General features: G+C 70.8%; 1 protein-coding gene. It reads right to left on the bottom strand.

The genetic code is table 11. The annotated features are described in order from the left end of the window. Positions 1-14: 14 nt before the first annotated feature. Positions 15-236 (bottom strand): DUF7402 domain-containing protein (locus tag ACSNOK_RS36250; RefSeq protein ID WP_436784897.1); only part of this gene is annotated, 222 nt, incomplete at its 5' end.

Below are 236 nucleotides of genomic sequence, written 5' to 3'. Positions count from 1 at the left end.
GTCCTAGCGACCAGCTAGGCGCCGAAGACCAGGACCTCGGCCAGGCCGACGTTCCGGGTCGTCCCGCTGACGGTGACGAGGGTGATCCGCAGGCTGGTCGTGGTCCGCGCCGGGAACGTGATGCTCGTCGCGGTGCCGTCGTCCGCCAGCGCCCCCACGGTGACCGTGCTGCCGTCCGAGAAGGTGAGCACGGCACCGGTAACCTGGTCGTCGGAGTTGGGCCGGTCGTCCTGCAC

Origin of the sequence: Streptomyces sp. URMC 126 (assembly GCF_051386555.1) — a bacterium.
In the GTDB taxonomy this organism is placed as follows: domain Bacteria; phylum Actinomycetota; class Actinomycetes; order Streptomycetales; family Streptomycetaceae; genus Streptomyces.
Note: the sequence above shows the minus strand (reverse complement) of the source record. Positions and strands in the feature narration are given on the sequence as shown.